The organism is Nostoc sp. WHI (assembly GCF_015714725.1).
Classification (GTDB): domain Bacteria; phylum Cyanobacteriota; class Cyanobacteriia; order Cyanobacteriales; family Nostocaceae; genus Nostoc.
Genome location: NZ_WBKM01000050.1, coordinates 13,304 through 30,404, shown reverse-complemented (window position 1 = coordinate 30,404; position 17,101 = coordinate 13,304). Strand labels below are relative to the sequence as shown.

General features: G+C 40.9%; 15 protein-coding genes. 11 read left to right on the top strand and 4 right to left on the bottom strand.

Annotated elements, in window-relative coordinates; translation table 11 throughout:
• Positions 1–274: 274 nt before the first annotated feature.
• The 3 genes from F8S12_RS05085 to nfi all read right to left on the bottom strand — a co-directional run bounded on the left by F8S12_RS05085 (position 275) and on the right by nfi (position 3,702).
• Positions 275–2,233 carry an FHA domain-containing protein gene (locus tag F8S12_RS05085; RefSeq protein WP_196515259.1) on the bottom strand — a complete coding sequence of 653 codons (1,959 nt, stop codon included), beginning with the start codon at positions 2,231–2,233 and terminating at the stop codon, positions 275–277.
• 36 nt (positions 2,234–2,269) lie between these two features.
• Positions 2,270–2,821 carry an FHA domain-containing protein gene (locus F8S12_RS05080; RefSeq protein ID WP_196515258.1) on the bottom strand — a complete coding sequence of 184 codons (552 nt, stop codon included), beginning with the start codon at positions 2,819–2,821 and terminating at the stop codon, positions 2,270–2,272.
• A 215-nt stretch (positions 2,822–3,036) separates the two neighbouring features.
• Complete coding sequence (nfi, locus tag F8S12_RS05075) at positions 3,037–3,702, bottom strand: deoxyribonuclease V (RefSeq protein ID WP_196515257.1); 666 nt, start codon at positions 3,700–3,702, stop codon at positions 3,037–3,039.
• Positions 3,703–3,944: 242 nt separating this feature from the next.
• On the opposite strand from nfi, the gene F8S12_RS05070 reads away from it, so the two are divergent.
• The 7 genes from F8S12_RS05070 to F8S12_RS05040 all read left to right on the top strand — a co-directional run bounded on the left by F8S12_RS05070 (position 3,945) and on the right by F8S12_RS05040 (position 8,968).
• Positions 3,945–4,454: a hypothetical protein gene (locus F8S12_RS05070; RefSeq protein WP_196515255.1), complete on the top strand. Its 510-nt coding sequence runs from the start codon at positions 3,945–3,947 to the stop codon at positions 4,452–4,454.
• A gap of 165 nt (positions 4,455–4,619) precedes the next feature.
• On the top strand, positions 4,620–5,822 hold the full coding sequence (locus F8S12_RS05065; protein ID WP_196515253.1) for a hypothetical protein: 1,203 nt from the start codon (positions 4,620–4,622) through the stop codon (positions 5,820–5,822).
• A 66-nt stretch (positions 5,823–5,888) separates the two neighbouring features.
• Entirely contained in the window at positions 5,889–6,104 is a 216-nt protein-coding gene (locus F8S12_RS05060) for a type II toxin-antitoxin system HicB family antitoxin (protein ID WP_196515251.1), read from the top strand.
• The gene (locus F8S12_RS05055) at positions 6,097–6,324 is read left to right on the top strand and encodes a type II toxin-antitoxin system HicA family toxin (protein WP_196515249.1); all 228 of its coding nucleotides are present in this window, start codon (positions 6,097–6,099) and stop codon (positions 6,322–6,324) included. Before F8S12_RS05060 ends, F8S12_RS05055 begins: the two co-directional genes overlap by 8 nt.
• Before the next feature lie 91 nt (positions 6,325–6,415).
• Positions 6,416–6,649: a hypothetical protein gene (locus tag F8S12_RS05050; RefSeq protein ID WP_196515248.1), complete on the top strand. Its 234-nt coding sequence runs from the start codon at positions 6,416–6,418 to the stop codon at positions 6,647–6,649.
• Between the two features lie 376 nt (positions 6,650–7,025).
• The gene (locus F8S12_RS05045) at positions 7,026–7,919 is read left to right on the top strand and encodes a DUF2382 domain-containing protein (RefSeq protein ID WP_196515246.1); all 894 of its coding nucleotides are present in this window, start codon (positions 7,026–7,028) and stop codon (positions 7,917–7,919) included.
• Positions 7,920–8,083: 164 nt separating this feature from the next.
• Positions 8,084–8,968, top strand: a complete 885-nt coding sequence (locus tag F8S12_RS05040) for a YsnF/AvaK domain-containing protein (RefSeq protein WP_230967801.1) — start codon at positions 8,084–8,086, stop codon at positions 8,966–8,968.
• Between the two features lie 144 nt (positions 8,969–9,112).
• Here F8S12_RS05040 and F8S12_RS05035 read toward each other — a convergent pair whose 3' ends face one another.
• Positions 9,113–10,297, bottom strand: a complete 1,185-nt coding sequence (locus tag F8S12_RS05035) for an MFS transporter (protein ID WP_196515243.1) — start codon at positions 10,295–10,297, stop codon at positions 9,113–9,115.
• Positions 10,298–10,390: 93 nt separating this feature from the next.
• On the opposite strand from F8S12_RS05035, the gene F8S12_RS05030 reads away from it, so the two are divergent.
• The 4 genes from F8S12_RS05030 (at position 10,391) to F8S12_RS05010 (ending at position 17,100) form a co-directional block, all read left to right on the top strand.
• Entirely contained in the window at positions 10,391–11,314 is a 924-nt protein-coding gene (locus F8S12_RS05030) for an ion channel (RefSeq protein WP_196515241.1), read from the top strand.
• Positions 11,315–11,846: 532 nt separating this feature from the next.
• Positions 11,847–13,535, top strand: a complete 1,689-nt coding sequence (locus tag F8S12_RS05020) for an alpha/beta hydrolase (protein WP_196515240.1) — start codon at positions 11,847–11,849, stop codon at positions 13,533–13,535.
• A gap of 922 nt (positions 13,536–14,457) precedes the next feature.
• A complete protein-coding gene (locus F8S12_RS05015; protein ID WP_196515239.1) occupies positions 14,458–15,333 on the top strand; it encodes an SDR family NAD(P)-dependent oxidoreductase in 876 nt (291 codons plus the stop codon).
• A 252-nt stretch (positions 15,334–15,585) separates the two neighbouring features.
• Positions 15,586–17,100, top strand: coding sequence for a glycosyl hydrolase family 57 (locus F8S12_RS05010; protein WP_196515237.1), 1,515 nt, complete (start codon positions 15,586–15,588; stop codon positions 17,098–17,100).
• Position 17,101: the final 1 nt, after the last annotated feature.

Sequence of the window (17,101 nt, the reverse complement as noted above, 5' to 3'; positions counted from 1 at the left end):
TGAACGTTGCACCTTTTAACCTGAACGTTGAGCCTTTTTACTTGAACGTTGAACCTTTTAACCTGAACGTTGAACCTTTTTGCCTGAACGTTGAGCCTTTTAACCTGAACGTTGAGCCTTTTTGCCTGAACGTTGAGCCTTTTTGCCTGAACGTTGAGCCTTTTTGCCTGAACGTTGAGCCTTTTTGCCTGAACGTTGCACCTTTTTACCTCAAGTTTGGAGTTTGGGACTCAAAACAGCTAAATAAATACTGTATTCCTCCTGCCTCTTTCGACTAAGGTGATTGATTTAACACCCACTTCAACCACTGCCCAGAGGAACTTACAACATTCAACCTTTGAACTCCAGTAGCACCGACGGCAGCGAGTCCATCAACGGCGACTAATGCGGCATACTGCAAGCCCAAAAAACTATCAACTGCTGCATAAGGGCCACCTAATGTAATAGCCCCAGCAGCATACATTTGACCTCTATCATTACGCATTTCTATCAATTCAAAATTGTTCGCTACAGCAAATCGCCCCAGGTGATTGACTGGGAGGTTGTAATGTTTCACCAAATCTTCCAGTAGGGGACTAGCATCTACCTTGGCATCGAGTCCAGTAGCATCAACAATAAAGTCAGCTAACAACTTCATTTCCCCAAAGCTTTGTTCTCGGATATGGGTAATAGTCCGGTTTTGGGCATTTCGTTCCACATCCAGCACTTCACCAAAAGTAATTTGATACCAGCCTTCGCTTAACCCTTGGGCAGTAATTCGTTGCCAGTCGCGCCGGTCGGCGGTGGTAGTTCCGCCCCAGTCTGCCAGTAAACGCTTGCGTTCATCAGGGCTAGCTTTTTCTAACATTGCCCGGAGTTCGCCGCCCCAACAAGCTTTAGGCCAGTTAAAGGGTTGAAATTCGTAATGATTTTTGACTAGGCGCTGGGTATTTTGAAATTTGTTGCCTTGGGGTTTAGGCGATCGCATTAAATGCAAAACTGAAATATTCTGATTTCGTTTTCTGGCTTCATAAATGCGCTGAAAAATCCGCGAAGCCACAATTCCCCGCCCCCGAATCAACACCGTACCACCTTGTTGCTCTAGTTGCTCATAAACATGATCGTGTGCTTCATAAGCATTGACGACAGAGTTAAAGTCTTGATATTTTGCTCTATAAGCTTGCAAATCTGGAAGAAACTGAATTGCTGGATACCCAGTAGCTAAATGTAAATAACGACTAACTAAAAAAGCATAATTTCCTGGGGCGCGAGAATAGGCTACACAATATCTGCCATCATCAGTTTTGCGAATTACCCTAACTCGCCCATAGCGATAAATTTGGTTCCAGCCGATGCGCTTCGCCTCCCTATCTATGGAATCAAAGACGTTACCCGCACGAGGAGTATAAGTTTCTGCAAATGTTGGTTCAGCAAACACCTGCCACAAATACTTAAATGCTGATTTCATCTGTCCCTTGGTGAAATCGTGCCAAGCCTCACGCAAGGCATAACTAGGCCAGCCCCAAATATTATCAGGACAAGAGTCAGAATTAGAACGCAGCCTTTCATGTAAGGGAATTTGCGAATTCAGACAAAGGCGCTTGTAACGAGCATAAGGCTCCGCCTCTAATCCCAAAGCCACAATTTTGTCAGCAGACACCCCACTAATTCGCAGCAAATCAGCCCAGAAAAAGCTACCCAATCCCGCCCCGATCGCTAGATAATCAGATTCATCTACTGGAAGTCCTGTAGCATAAAGTGCTTGCACAGCGACCTTTTCCGCCTGAAACGCTAGTGGCGGGAAATTACTTCCCAAGGGCGTTAGCGGCTGGACTACAGGCAACCTGGGGTCTGGGAGATTGGTATTTGCGTTGAAGTGAATCGTTGAAGGAGGGCTAGTATCTGGTGCAGAGGCGCTAGCAGCAAATGTCACCGTGATCACATAAGGGCCAATTTGCAACGTATCGCCATTAGCCAGAACACTGCGGGTTTGTGGTTGACCGTTGACATAGACACCGTTAACGCTACCTTGGTCAATCACCAGCAGATGATCTTGTTCCCAGTCAATTAGGGCATGGTAACGAGAAACTTCGTTACTGTTAAGCAGCATCCTAGAAACGCGCTTTCCCCTGAGTTCAGCAGGTAATCGAGCGAATTCTCGACCAAAAGCGATCGGCATACTCAACATTGGTTCTCGCCGTTCACCCGTCGCTGGTTCTTCCCAACTCAATTGGATTTGTAAGTCATTTGTCATTGGTTATTTCCCCCTGCTCCCCTGCTCCCCTGCTCCTCAAGTACCCGGTGCTACCAACACACTCACAGCCGCAGCTAAAGATGTTCCACACCAACGACAGCCTATGTGTAAATTCTCTCCTGGGGAAACTTTATGACATTTGGGGCATTCTAAGCCATAAACTCCTGGCAGTGGTGCGGGGGATGTTGATGGATAGTAGTGATGTGGGATATTTACTGGTGGATGTGGTGGCAGCAAAATTGTTGCTGGAATGCTGCCAGTGGAAATGCTAGTAACATTGAGTTTTATTTGTCCCAAAGAGATAGTAGTGCCTTTAGTTAAAGGCATTTCACCTTGGACTAATTGCCGTCCATCGATAACGGGGGGATTTTGCGATCGCAAATTCCTGATATAAAAGCGCTGTTGCTGGTAATGAAAAAAGATTTCAATGTGCAGACCAGATACAGTGGGATGACTCAGAATAATGTCGCACCGCAAGGGATCACGACCGATGCGGACAGTGCCAGGATTTTGACTTGGCTGTTGTTCGTAAATGTTCTGAGTTTTATCTTGACCTGCATCGTGCCACTGTAAAGTTAGTGCGTTCATTGTTCTAACTTCGTAACTCGTATTTAGCTATTTCAACTTCCTTCTGTGCGATTCCTAACACGATTGAGTAGGTGCAAGCAAGTATTTAGAAAAAACTTCAACAAGCTTTATAGGTTTCCTGATTTAGTGAGGTACGGCTTAACCTCACCCCGATAAAGCTGTGCTTTATCTCCCCTCTCCTTGCTAAGGAGAGGGGTTGGGGGTGAGGTTTCGCTTTATTTTGCAGACGCTAATTTATCAGCGATGCGTGTAGTTTCTGGTAGCCGATATTTTGGCGTACAACGTAATACATAGTCAATTGCCGTAGGTAAACTAACTCGATGCCCACTTGAGATGTACAGAGGTTTTACTCCTGTGCGTGTGCGTAAAACTGCCCCAACCGTTTCACCCTTATATATCAATGGTTGCTGGCTGCCTTTTATTTCTGGTAATTCCTCATGCTTGCCTACCAACAACGACTTAGCTACACCAATTGTCGGCATATCTATAAGTAACCCTAGATGGCTAGCTATACCTAATCTGCGGGGATGAGCAATTCCTTGACCATCACACAAGAAAATATCTGGTGTTATTTTAATCTTCTCCAGGGCATCGAGGACAGCTGGAATTTCCCGAAATGAGAGGAACCCAGGAATGTAAGGAAAGGTCGTAGGGCGGTGTGCTAGGCTTGTCTCGATTACTTGCAAATCAGGAAAACTCAGTACTGCGACAGCTGCACGGCTAATTGTTCCATCAGCTTCAAAACCCATATCCACTCCAGCAACATACTGGACAGGTTCTTGCAGTTGATCCTCGGTAATTACCTGATCTTGCAATTTTTCTTGGATAACTATGGCTTCTTCTAGAGTTGAAGGCCAAGCATGATCTCGATAAAACTTCATATTTACAATTGGAATTAAACTGATTAATATTAATCCTGCTAATTTGGCAAGCACAAAAACAAGAATTTTTGATATTGATGTCGAGAAAATATATTTATTGCAAAAGTTTGTGAAAGACTATCTTTATAGTAGACATTAAAGCCCTAGTTAGTTGATATCTTGCATCATAATGTTATTTAAGGCGGTCAAGAGGGAATCCTGAGAATATAAGTTTATTTTCCCAGATTTCTCTTTTACTGGTTATGACACAGCCGAATACTCTGGAACTTGCAAAACAGGGAGATACCCAGGCGATCGCATTTCTGATGAACCGCCATCTACACGCCAAAGGGATCACTGCAAAAGTTGCCTTCAAAGATGCTTGCTTAGAGGTAATACTAGAATCTGCCAAAGTACCAAATAAGCAAATCTTAGTTGCATTTATCCGCAAAGGGTTAACGGCTTTAGGGGCTGCATCTGTTGAAAGAGTGAAAGTTTACGGACAACAAACGGGTAAGGAGTTTTCAGCTTGGAGTAAAGAGTTTAATCTAGGCATAGCAGAAGCAGTAGATAATGAACAGTCTTCTAGCAATCCTCAAATTCTAACTATTTATATTAATTTAAGTGGCGATACTGCACGCGGATTAACAAACCATGATTTTGAAGTTATTGCTAATCAGATAACAACTGATATTTTATCATCTTGTAGTTATGTTTTTGTTCAAAAAGTAAGTATTAGTAATGGTAGTTCTGTGATTACAAAGGAACGTTAGTTTTTTCACGCAGAGGCGCAGAGTCGCAGAGAGAGTCTAGAATTGGGGTCTTTGTAAAATCTATCTAAATTTTAAATACATGGCTTTAAAATATTGCTTTTCTCTGTAAATAGGGAATTCTAGGATAGACGATAATTTCTCATTTTTTTGGATTTATTGGTTATTATGACACAGCCGAATATTCAGGAAGTTACTAAGCAAAAATTTTACTGGCCTTTATGGTTTCCTTATCCTAGTTCTTGGTTAAAAGCATTGATTTTGAATCTATTGTTGAGCGCTATTCTATTTGGACTCAAAAATCCTGGAGAGTTAGGCTACCGTATCGTATATTTTGTACGCAGTCCAGAATTATTTGCTATATTTACAATACTGTTACTCCTATCTCCAATTCCTATAATTTCTTTGACTCATCACTGCTTACACTTGCTTATTAGTCGGTTTATGTCAGAAATTCAAGCACCCGAAATAGGTAAAACACAAGGATTATTACCAGGAATAATGAGTTGGTGGGAAGGATTGTACGCTTGGCTTGTAATTGCAATTTCTACACTGATAGCAGCTTTTTTCTCTACAATATTTCTATCATTATTTGATCTGAGCTACGTCGAACCAATTGAATATTACACACAAATGCAAAATATTAATAATAATATAATAGTAATATTTGGGCTGTTCTATATTTCTGCTGGCGCACTAACGTATCAAATTGAACACTTGGTAAGACACCGAATAATATCTGCTTATTCTGGTAATAAAAAAACAGATGTAAGTAAATCCAACGCTGATTTAAAGACAGATAAAGAACTTAATAGATTGCGTGGGGAAATGGGCGTACACAAAATGAAATCAAATATTTCATCGACTGACGAAGAAACTACAATCATCAATACTCAACGGAAGTATCGTAAGTTAAATAAAAATTGGTTGCTTAGTTTTTTGATATTTTCAATTGCTGTAGGAATATACTTTTCTTCAAAATTCATAGAAATACTTCCTATAACCTCTAAAATTGCAACACAAATACCATCAAAGCCTGTATTAGTTACACCCTCACCAGTGATTTCAGAATTGCCGACTGTGTTACTTCAAACTGATACATTCCGAGAAGCAGTAAATAAAGCAATCAATGCTGCCAAACTAACCCAATCAGCAAAGTATCCAGATGATTGGAAGATAGTTATGAGTGAGTGGGAAGCTGCGATCGCACTTATGAAAAGTGTTCCATCTTTTAGCCCAAATTATGTAGTAGCTCAACAAAAAATCACAGAATATCAGAGAAATCTAAACTACGCTGAGAAAAATTCCATTGGTAATAAGTCAAGCGATGTCTACGACGGGCTACGCCTACGCACCTCAAAGTTAAACTAGAAAAAGTAGTGCCACAGCTACGCCCGTGTAGACATCGCTCAACTATCTTTATCAAAATAAAACCCTATGAAGACCAAAACATTAACTGCCATTCTTTACAAAGAAGAAGATATGTATATTGCTGAATGTCCTGAAGTCGGCACAGTTGATCAAGGTGAAACAATTGAAGAAGCTCTTGCTAATCTTAAAGAAGCTACAAGGTTATACTTAGAAGAATGTCCTTTGCTCGACACTGATACTAGTCCGAGATTTGTAACAAGTATAGAAGTCAGCTATGCCTAGATTGCCAAGAATATCAGGCAGCGAGGCAATTCGTGCATTAGAGCATTTAGGATTTATCCAAACTAGACAAACTGGTAGTCATGTTGTATTTAAAAAACTAACTCTCGAAGGAGAAATTGTTTGTGTTGTACCACTCCACCGCGAGTTAAAAGTTGGTACACTCAGTGGTGTTATTAAGCAAGCAAAAATCACACCTGAAGAATTTATAGAAAATTTGTGAGCGCCGCAGCTACGCCCGTCATAGACATCGCAGTTTTTTTCACCTATTCTGATGAAATGCAATATTCCGACACTAATAAGGATAAATTATCGTGCTTAATGGACTCAAGCAACAGGCGATCGTTAAACTTGGTGGTGTAGTAGAAATTTGTTCTCCAGAACTTCCAGCAGGTGCAACTGTCGAAGTGATAGTACTTCTGGAGTCACCCCCAAACGATTCTGAAAAGCTTCTAACTAGCTTTATCGGATCTGCTAGAGGCAGTTTTACCACACCGGAAGAAGTCGATAAGTTTATTCGCCAAGAACGAGATGCATGGGAATTATAGATGCTATTTAAGGCACACAATCTTATTTCTTCCTTTGCGCCTTTGCGCCTTTGCGTGAGATAAAAACATACTTTTATAACCAACGATCAGCGATTTTGGAGGGTTCCTGAACTATCAGTAATATTGCTTTCTCAGATTAATTCTCCCTAGCGGTGTATTTTTAGCACTCACGCTGATAATGTTGTGCCGCTTGCGACGTATCATACAGAGGAAGGAGACAAAGATTGCTCAATTATTTTATTTACTATAGAAAATATCTATAACTTTTGATTATTTCACTCTTCAAATAATTCACTCGCCAGAAAGATGTAGACAAATATACAAATTGTCTATCTTGTTAGGTATGAGATGGAAATAATTTTTGAGGTTAAATATAATGGTTCTTTACAAATTAGAAGATTTTGAGCCTAACTACCGTGACACCTTTGAAGGTCAGGATATTAATGGGCTTGGGGTTTATACACAAGGAACTGATGAAAAAGTTGGTACTGTTAGCGATGTTTTAGTTGATGAGGAAGGTCATTTCCGTTATCTAGTCGTTGATTTAGGCTTCTGGATTTTTGGTAAAAAAGTGTTGCTACCAATTGGTCGCGCCCGTATTGACTATAACACCGATCGCGTCTACACTGTTGGTTTGACTAGAGAGCAAGCAGAGGATTTACCTGAGTTCAGTGAACGCCAAGCGCTTGATTACGACTATGAAGAACGGGTGCGTGGGGTATATCGCCAACCTACAGACTCAACCCTACCAGTAGCTCCGTTAGTACCATTGGAAGCTACAGCAGCAGTGGATACAACCTATCAGCAGCCGGTTGCACCTGCTTACAATCGTGATGATTATACTTACGAAAATGAGCCTGCTTTATTTGGGTTAAATGAGCAAGATCATCAAACCCTGAAATTATATGAAGAACGGTTGGTTGCCAGCAAACGAAGCCAAAAAACTGGAGAAGTATCGATTGGTAAACGTGTTGAGACTGAGACTGCACGAGTTGCAATACCAGTTGAAAGAGAACGAGTTGTAATTGAGCGTGTAACTCCAGCAAATGCTGGTACGGCTGTTTCTGGACGTGAAGCAGATTTCCGTGAAGGCGAAGTTGCTCGGATCGAACTCCACGAAGAAGTTGCTGATGTTCGCAAAGAAGCAGTTTTGCGTGAAGAAGTCAGAGTTAGAAAAGTTGTAGATCAAGAAACAGTTGAAACTCAAGAAACTGTGCGTCGTGAAGAGTTGGACGTAAACACTTCTGGACTTCCAATTGAGGAACGCTAACTAACATAGTCATTAGCTAATAACTATAACTAATGACTAATTCGACCTAGCGCAGGTGAGGCTGTTTGGTTAGCTTTACCTGTGCTTGCAATAGTTCAAAACGATTAATACATTTAATCTAAGTAAAAAGCAGTTCATAAATTTTGCATATGAATAGCCAAACGATGGCAAAAAACATTGGACAAGCAAACACGAACACTCGCACCTCATTAGCAGATTTGAAAAAGAAGGTGAAGGATTTTGCTGTAATCGATAAGCAAGGTCAGCTAATAGGAGTAGTTCATGATTTAATTGTGGATGCTAATCGTCGGCTAAACTTAGTTATATCTAATCAGGCAAATCAACAAACTGTAGAATATAGTCAGCAGTTAACCGATAAAGATCCTTCTTTATTTCGATTGCAGAGCCAGAGAATAAAAAAAATCGACAAGCCAAGTAAATCTGTTTTTATAGACTTAAACAAATCAGAAATAGAGTATATGCCTGAATATTTAGAAACAGAAACACCAGGCGATGGCAAACTATCAGAAAACTCAATTGAACAACTAGACTATAGTGAAATTACAAGTAGCTCAGTTGAATCAGAAAATTTAGAGTACGTTACCGAAGAGAAGATTATTCGTTTAGTAGAAGAACGATTAGTTGTTGAAAGTAGCAAGCGGAAAGTTGGTGAAGTAATTGTTCGCAAAGTAATCGAAACTCGGATGGTACAAGTTCCTGTCCGACGGGAGAAACTAATTGTAGAACAAATCAGCCCCGAACATAAGCAACTTGCAGAAATTGATTTATCACAAGGGGAAATTTCTGGAATTGATTTAACTGAAGTAGAAATACTTGAAGCTACACATTTTGATAGTGGTTTAACAGTGAGTGGCGAATTTAGTTCGCCTAAAATTGCTAGTTTATTGTTGAATGCGATCGCACTAGAGCAAAATCACGGATGCAAGCAGGTGCAAGTGACAATTACTGTTGAAAATGAGTCACATTTGACCAAATATCAGGAGTGGTTTGATCGCTGTTCCAAAGGTCAATCACCTAAGTTGGAATAATAACTTTCTAGCAGAGCAATTAGTAGAGTGGGCAATCCCCACTCTATTTTTTTACTATTAGTTAAAACTTGATTCTCCCGAACCCTCTTTTTTAACTAATTTCTAATTTTCGGTTTAATTTGTGGGGTTTTCCTTCTGCACTTCTCATGAATTAGGTTGGGGCGTGTAGCTTTTGCGAGTAAGTATTGCCAAAAATAATACTATAAAGGTAAATGTTCCGGCTAAATATAATGGATAGCCATAGGTTTTGGGGTTTGATTGATGAATTAGCATTCCTGCAATCACAGGGCCAATACCATTGGAGATGCTTAAATAAGATGCGTTCAATCCCATCGCAGTTCCCTGATCCTGTGCTTTAGCATTCATAGAAATTAGCGTAGTGATCATGGGTTGAACTAGAGAATTAAAGATTGAAAAGAGTATACTGACTCCTACAAAATAAACGGTGCTAGGAAAAACTGGCATTAAGACAAATGAGAGACTTCGGATAAATAAAGCTAAAAATAATATATTAACTACATTAAATTTTTTCATCAGAACTGAAACTCCCCAAGTCTGCATCATTACACCTAGCACTCCAAATAATATAAACATTAGCGTTAAAGATCGGTTATTTTGACCCAATACATTAATAAAATAGGGTTGAAAAGCATAAGTAAAGATAGTGAAAGTTGTGCCAAGAAAAAAGTTTATAACTAGAAGTACCCCAATTTTAGGCATAGTCAGACCTCTAATTAAATTCCCCAAACCTAAATCAAAGATATTTCGCGCTTTACCAGCCTTGTTTTGCAGAGTTTCTGGTAAGAAGAAGATTGTAATTAACAGGGCGACAAATGCGACTGCACCGGAAACTAGAAATGCGAATCCTAAAGAAATCTGCTGTGCCAGCAAGCTGGTAACTGGGCCTAGTACAAAGCCTAACCCCAATGCTGCTCCATAAATCCCAAACCCCTGAGCACGCTTTTCGGGAATGGTGATATCTGAAATAATCGCCTGAGCTACAGAAGCATTCCCGCCGGTGATTCCATCCAAGAATCGAGCCAGAAAAAGCATCACTGCTGTTGTCGCTGTTCCAGCTATCAAATTAGCGATCGCAGTTCCAGCTAAACTGATGATCAGTAAAGGCTTGCGGCCAAAGCGATCAGACAGTTTACCAATGACGGGAGTAGCAAAAAACTGAGCTATAGAGTAAATCGAAAATAACAAGCTGGTCTGAAAATCGCTAAGACCAAATTGTTTGCCATAAAGATAGATAATGGGAATTAAAACTGTAAAACTGAGGGAGTTAACAAAAGCAATTAAAGCGGTAATCCAAAAATTTCGATTCATCAGTAATATATAGAGCTATCAGATTGTTACCTGAAAACAGGATTTTTCAACCCTAGTCATACTAACTACTTGTCGTTCTTTTGGCTATCCCCGATGAGATTTAGACTGAAGAGACTTTTAAAGAAGCAACGACAGCGCTTGATCCCACTTATTCACATTCAAGTTCGAGATGGAAAACTTGAAACTAAGGGTATGGGTGCATGGTATTCCTACTGGCGCGATCCTTACCATCTGCTGCTGACGATTCCCTGGCCTGGCTTTCTGATATTGATTTGTGTTTTTTATGTAACTATTAATGCTCTATTTGCCCTAGCTTACTGGGTAGGAGGAGATTGTATTGCCAACGCCCGACCTGGCTCTTTTTTAGATGTTTTTTTCTTTAGCGTCCAAACCTTAGCATCCATCGGCTATGGTGCGATGTATCCTAAAACAACTTATGCCAACATCATTGTCACGATTGAAGCGATGATTGGCTTGGTAGGAATTGCTGTAATGACAGGACTAGCATTTGCCCGTTTCTCCCGACCAACTGCCCGTGTGATGTTTAGCCGTGTAGCAGTGATTACACCTCATGATGCAAAGCCTACTCTGATGCTTCGCGCTGCTAATCAGCGCCGCAACATGATTTTAGAGGCGCAGATGCGAGTATACTTAATGCGTGACGAAGTGACAGTAGAAGGGCAGTTCATGCGGCGGATCTACGATCTCAAACTGCTAAGAAACCAAACACCTAACTTTTCGCTAACTTGGTCAGTTGTACATATTATTGATGAATTTAGTCCTTTATATGGGATGACACCAGAATCGTTAACCCAGACGAATACTATATTGATTATTTCTCTAAGTGGCATTGATGAAACGGTCGCACAGGTCGTCCATGCCCGTCATAGCTATGGTGCTAATGAAATTTTGTGGAATAATCGATTTGTCGATATTATTCATCACGCACCAGATGGACATCGTTATATTGACTACAACTACTTCCATGATGTCTTACCTCACGATGAAAGGGGTTGAATGCCTGAAAGTTACTCGGAAGTTTTATTATATTGGTGGTTGTAAGGGTTTAACGACAACCCGACCATTTTCAACTACAGTACAATTTTTAACCGGACTCTTGTCGTGGTTAACTGGCACATCCTGGCACTGGTTTTGGTGGGACATATTTTGCTCCTGTTGTTGATTAAGGACAACAACACAAGAGGGGCAAGAAGGGAAGGACATATGAGGCACTTTGATCTCTATATAAATATATTATCGCGCTCCTGATGCTGTTTGGCTGTCCCTATGTGTTTTGATAATTTAAGACAATAAGCTTGCTGGGGATAGGCAGACTCTAGAAATACTTAAGAAGGCCCCTACATCCCGAAATTTCATCCGTGCCGATTATTGCGTATATGCAAAACTATGGCTGTAAGTACTTGCTTTCTTACGCTTATAGCCTGTTTGATATATCTAAACCAATTAAATAGGAAAGCGGTTATAGATCCCGCCCCGCTTTCCTCGTCGTCCAAACTTATTTAGCAGGGTTAAACAGTGGGTTTTTCTGATGATAAAATTTTTGAGATACCTGGGTTTAGGTTTGCTATCTACTTTTTTAACTGCTACTCCCGGATTGGGAGCTGAGCGCATTAGCTTTTTTTATCCTCCCTTCGGCGAATTTTATTTGCCAGTGGACTCGCTGGAAACTTTTGCTAAAGAAGGCAAAATTGACGAAGACTTTTCTTTTTATGCCAGCCGTGCTACTCCCCAACAACTCGCTCAACTGCGGGATCTGCTCCAGCAGCGTTTCAATCTCACACCTACTTTGGTATCTCAGATTACTTACTCACCTATAGGCGAGCGGGTAGTGCAACAGCTGGGAAAATTACTTCTCACTGAGTCTCGAAATAACGGCTTTTATGCCATACGTGCCTCTTTGATTTTGGCTGCTGCTGATCAAGAGGGCTTAACGGTTGTGAATTTGCTGCGTAAATTTCCTAGCAATACTATTCGGGTGGATTTCACAGAGGGGTTAAGGATAGTCGAAGAGTTGTCGCAATTGCTTGAAAAAAAGGATGAAGTTGTTGCTTTTATTCAAAAGGAAGCGATCGCTCAAGCAGCCAATTCAACAATTGACTTCTCACAACAGCCAGATTTGCGATCGCCTGGAAAATTCCGTTGGCAGAAAACCAGCCTAGAGTTAAATGACATTCGTCGCGATCGCCGTTTACCGATAGATATCTATCTGCCTACAACTCAAAACTCAGAACTCAAAACTCCGCCTTTTCCCCTGATTGTAATTTCTCATGGACTGGCCTCAGATCGCTCTACTTTCGTCTACCTGGCTGAACATCTAGCATCCTATGGTTTTGCCGTTGCTGTTCTGGAACACCCTGGTAGTAATGCCGAACGCATCCAGCTATACTTTGCAGGTTTGGCAGGGCCGCCAGATGCAGCGGAATTTATCAACCGACCTTTGGACATCAAATATTTACTCAACGAACTCGAACGTTTAGAAAAATCTGATCCCACCCTCCAAGGAAAACTTAATTTTCAGCAAGTTGGGGCGATCGGTCAGTCCTTTGGCGGTTACACTGTTTTGACTCTAGCAGGAGCAAAAATTAACTTTGAGCAACTGCGCCAAGACTGTAATCCCAATAATTCCTTTTTTAATTTGTCGCTCTTTTTGCAGTGTCAAGCAACTGAGTTACCCCTAAGGAATTACCAACTCCAAGACGATCGCATCAAGGCGATCATTGCGATTAATCCCGTTGACAGCTCAATTTTGGGTCAGGGGGGAGTTAGTCAAATAAAAGTTCCCGTAATGTTGGTGGCGGGTAGTCAAGATATTTTCGCCCCACCCGTATTTGAGCAAATTCGCCCCTTTACCTGGCTTTCTGGCTCCAATAAGTACCTAGCCTTAATCGAAAACGCCACCCACTTTTCGGCGATCGCGGAATCTACTCCTGAGAATAGTGTGTTACCTGTGCCATCTGCTTTGCTAGGCCCCGATCGCGCTGCTGTTTATTCCTATCTCAAAGCTCTGAGTGTAGCTTTTTTGGAAACCCATCTCCTCAACCGTCCTGAATATCGCTCTTATTTACAGCCATCCTATGGGACATTCATCAGTAAAGAGCCACTTAATCTTAGTATCTTACAGTCGTTGTCGGCAGTTCAGTTAAATCAAGTTTGGAATGGGTCAAATCCTCAGTCAACAAAACCACCAAATCCTCAACCTACCGCTACCCCTCCTTAGTAATATCAAGTAAGTGTAACAATTACGAATTGCGTAAATGCACGGAGTGTAGTTCAGGTAGAATATTAAACTATAAATTATATTGACTTACGGCTCAGATACCTGACTTCCTAAAGAAGTTGGGTATTTTGTTGTTCACGAATGATTTAAGTTCGTTATAGATTAGGCAAGTCTCAAGCATTCCTTTGATTAACTCAAAGCTAAACCCAAACAGATTACAATTTGTACTAAACTTTTGGCAGATAAATATGCCATTGTAATTTATATTCAAGACAATAATTTAGCTTTCTTATCTTATTTAAAAAATAAAAATCAGAAACATTTATTTTCAACGCAACAGTAAATATACTGATATTAATCTCCAAGTGAATCAGAAAAGCCAACTATTACAACCATAAGTTCAAACTCTATATGTCTTTTTTATATCTAAGTTATCACTTAGATATAATAATTTCATCAAATTGGAGCTAATTGTCAAGAAAGTCAAATATTTGTACTGAGGTATTCATGAAAACTTATTTAATAAAATCTTTTGTATATATATGCTTGTCGTTAAGAAGTATTAAGAAATCCTTATTAAAGAATATTGCAATACCTTGATTTAATTGCTAACGTGTGTATAACAACGATGCTGATGAAGCTCGGATATAGGAGAAATAAAATCTATGAGCTATACGCATTCGGTTCGATGTATTGGGCTTTGACAGGTTAAAAACGAGAAATTTCTGCCTCGTATAGACAATTATGAGGGATTGCAGATTAACCAAGAAATATCTCGTTGCTAAAGCCTCAGTTTCAGTTTGATTTCAATTGCGATTGATTATTTGTCTTACCTTGTGTCGGCAAGGAAGTAACTGAAGATTTGTGTTTGTCGGCAATAACGAAGAGTTTGGTAAGACTTAAATTTTGGAGGATAAAACCAATGGAGATTCAAGGTAAAGTAGCCCTAATTACAGGGGCTTCCCGTGGTATTGGACGAGCGATCGCCCTCGAACTAGCACAACTAGGCATAAAGCGACTGATATTGGTAGCACGCGATCGCAAAAAGTTAGTCGAGGTAGCCAATGAAATCGAGGCGATGGGCACAAAAACTGCGATCGTGCCATTAGATTTGACGCAGACAATTGAAGTGAACATCGCTGTTGCCCAACTGTGGCGCAATTACGGACAGATTCACCTGTTGGTTAATTGTGCGGGAGTCGCATACCAAAGCTCGTTTCTGCAATCTAAAATGCCCCAAGTTCAAGAAGAACTCTCTGTAAACTTGTTAGGGATGTACAACCTCACCAGTTTGATCGCTCGACGCATGGCCAGCCAAAGACAAGGGACAATTGTAAATGTATCAAGTCTGATGGGGAAAGTGGCTGCACCGACGATGGCGACTTACTCAGCTACCAAGTTTGCAATTTTGGGATTTACCCAAGCTTTGCGCCGGGAACTAGCTGAATACAATATCCGAGTGATTGCATTATTGCCTTCCCTCACCGACACAGACATGGTGCGCGACTTCAAATTATTTCGCTGGGTGATCCCGATGACTCCCCAGCAAGTGGCTAAAGCACTCGTCACCGGAATGCAAAATGACTCACCAGAAATTTTAGTCGGATGGCAAAGTCATTTAGCTGTGTTGTGTCAACGCCTCGCCCCTTGGTTGCTAGAGTTAATGTTACGAATAGCAGCTCCCCCAGCGCGAAGAAGACAACAGCCTGAAGAAAAACTCAGTTTTTTGGCTAAGATTCAGCGTGCTGGCGATTTGTTATTTTTCAGAAAAAATCAATGTGAGGCCAAGTCGCTTTAATTATTATCTCAGCGTTAACATCTTAGCAATCCTAAATCATTCGTGAACAAATAGATTCCCGACTTCTCTAAGAAGTCGGGAATCTGAGGTTTGCGATTTGGGAACTGCTAACTTACATAGATTTTAGGTGACTACAAAGCGATGCCTGCGGCGGGCTACGCCTACGCAGTTTGCATCAATAAATAAAGTTGCAGATCCAAAATTGCTGTGCGATCGCATAATGAGACATACCTTGTTTCGGAGCAACCAGAAATGCTTTCACTGTCTACTACTCTCCCCACTTTGCCCGAAATCATTGATGGCTTGCCGAATATTTCTGGTTGGGAAACAGAGGTTATCTCTGTAGTTAACCATGATAAAGCAGTATTTTTACCAACAACGAATATCCGCTTAGAAAACGTAAATGCTGTGTTTGCGATCGCCTTACACATGCACCAGCCAACTATACCTGCTGGACATGATGGTACACTGATCAGCAATCTGCAATATATGTTTGAACATCCAAATGTTGGGGATAACCACAATGCAAATCCTTTTGCATATTGTTACAGCCGCATGGGAGACTTGATCCCCGAACTCGTAAATCAAGGTTGCAATCCGCGTGTGATGTTGGATTACTCAGGTAATCTTTTGTGGGGACTGCGGCAAATGGGACGCAATGATATTATCGATAACCTAAAACGCATCACTTGCGATCGCACCTATCAACCTTATGTCGAGTGGCTGGGTACAATGTGGAGCCATGCAGTTATTCCTTCCACCCCCATACCAGATATTAAATTGCATATTGTCGCATGGCAACATCACTTTGCCGCAATTTTTGGTTGGGAAGCATTAGCGCGAGTCAAAGGATTTTCGCCCCCAGAAATGCACCTACCAAATCACCCTGATGCTTTGTTTGAATTTGTGAAAGCGCTGAAAGAATGTGGATATCGCTGGCTACTCGTTCAAGAACATTCTGTAGAAACAATTAGCGGTAAATCTCTCAGCTACAAACATTTACCACATCGTTTGATTGCTCGCAATTCCCAAGGTGAAACAATTAGCATTACAGCCTTAATTAAAACCCAAGGTTCGGATACTAAATTAGTTGCCCAAATGCAGCCTTACTATGAAGCTAAAACATTATCCAAACAACAAATTGGGAGTGTTTTTGTACCACCAATAGTTAGCCAAATTGGAGATGGTGAAAATGGCGGCGTGATGATGAATGAATTTCCTAGCGCTTTCAAACAAGCTTGGTGGGATATGGTCAATAATGGGGGAGGAAAATCAGGTGTTGTTGGGATATGTGGTACAGAATATTTAGAATTAATCGAAGCTGCTGGATGCAAACCTGAAGACTATCCAACTTGCCAGCCAGTGGGACAACATCAGATTTGGGCGCGAGTTTCAGCAGACAATTGCCAACCTGAAGCTGTAGAGAATGCCATTCAAGAATTAAAGCAAATTAATTCTAATTTTCACATGGATGGAGCTTCGTGGACAAATCATATCAGTTGGGTAAAAGGATATGAAAACGTGATTTCTCCAATGTATCAACTAAGCAGTTTATTTCATAAAAAAGTTGATAATTTACTTTCCACCGACTCATCTGAGTACCGTAATCTTTTATTGCATAACCTTTTGTTGCAAACCAGTTGTTTTCGCTATTGGGGACAAGGCGCTTGGACTGATTACGCGCGGGAAATTTACCAACGTGGCGAAAGCTTGCTGCAAAATACAAACTCTATGACTGCTAACCCAACAATAGTTACTCCAGAATAAA

Bases quoted from the DNA above. Each gene is read 5' to 3' on its own strand.
- F8S12_RS05085 (WP_196515259.1), bottom strand. From the start codon at position 2,233: ATGACAAATGACTTACAAATCCAATTGAGTTGGGAAGAACCAGCGACG.
- F8S12_RS05080 (WP_196515258.1), bottom strand. From the start codon at position 2,821: ATGAACGCACTAACTTTACAGTGGCACGATGCAGGTCAAGATAAAACT.
- nfi (WP_196515257.1), bottom strand. From the start codon at position 3,702: ATGAAGTTTTATCGAGATCATGCTTGGCCTTCAACTCTAGAAGAAGCC.
- F8S12_RS05070 (WP_196515255.1), top strand. From the start codon at position 3,945: ATGACACAGCCGAATACTCTGGAACTTGCAAAACAGGGAGATACCCAG.
- F8S12_RS05065 (WP_196515253.1), top strand. From the start codon at position 4,620: ATGACACAGCCGAATATTCAGGAAGTTACTAAGCAAAAATTTTACTGG.
- F8S12_RS05060 (WP_196515251.1), top strand. From the start codon at position 5,889: ATGAAGACCAAAACATTAACTGCCATTCTTTACAAAGAAGAAGATATG.
- F8S12_RS05055 (WP_196515249.1), top strand. From the start codon at position 6,097: ATGCCTAGATTGCCAAGAATATCAGGCAGCGAGGCAATTCGTGCATTA.
- F8S12_RS05045 (WP_196515246.1), top strand. From the start codon at position 7,026: ATGGTTCTTTACAAATTAGAAGATTTTGAGCCTAACTACCGTGACACC.
- F8S12_RS05040 (WP_230967801.1), top strand. From the start codon at position 8,084: ATGGCAAAAAACATTGGACAAGCAAACACGAACACTCGCACCTCATTA.
- F8S12_RS05035 (WP_196515243.1), bottom strand. From the start codon at position 10,297: ATGAATCGAAATTTTTGGATTACCGCTTTAATTGCTTTTGTTAACTCC.
- F8S12_RS05030 (WP_196515241.1), top strand. From the start codon at position 10,391: ATGAGATTTAGACTGAAGAGACTTTTAAAGAAGCAACGACAGCGCTTG.
- F8S12_RS05020 (WP_196515240.1), top strand. From the start codon at position 11,847: ATGATAAAATTTTTGAGATACCTGGGTTTAGGTTTGCTATCTACTTTT.
- F8S12_RS05015 (WP_196515239.1), top strand. From the start codon at position 14,458: ATGGAGATTCAAGGTAAAGTAGCCCTAATTACAGGGGCTTCCCGTGGT.
- F8S12_RS05010 (WP_196515237.1), top strand. From the start codon at position 15,586: ATGCTTTCACTGTCTACTACTCTCCCCACTTTGCCCGAAATCATTGAT.